General features: G+C 36.6%; 1 pseudogene. It reads right to left on the bottom strand.

The annotated features are described in order from the left end of the window. Positions 1 to 377: pseudogene (locus ACVCZW_RS07670) on the bottom strand (hypothetical protein); the annotation flags it as partial.

The raw sequence follows: 377 nt of genomic DNA, 5'->3' as shown, positions 1-377 counted from the left end.
TCTGTGTTTAAAGCAATGGATGTTAATGTTTCCAAGTTAGCAACATCTAAAACAGTCGGGTTTCCATCTTCATCGGTGTAAGTTAATGTTCCGTCGTTGTTGTCAACTAAAGTTGTTAAAGCTTCCAGGTTCGCTATGATTGCAGATAAATCTAATTGTGTAGTAACGCCGTCTTCGTCTGTATAATCGATGTTTGTGTTATCGGCATTTAAAGCAATGGATGTTAATGTTTCCAAGTTAGCAACATCTAAAATAGTTGGGTTTCCATCTTCATCGGTGTAAGTTAATGTTCCGTCATTATTATCCACCAATGTTGTTAAAGCTTCCAGGTTTGCTATGATTGCAGATAAATCTAATTGTGTAGTAACGCCATCTTC

The sequence above is a fragment of the Lacinutrix sp. MEBiC02595 genome (assembly GCF_053601555.1).
The sequence above is the reverse complement of the archived record's forward strand: the minus strand, read 5'-3'. Positions and strand labels throughout refer to the sequence as shown.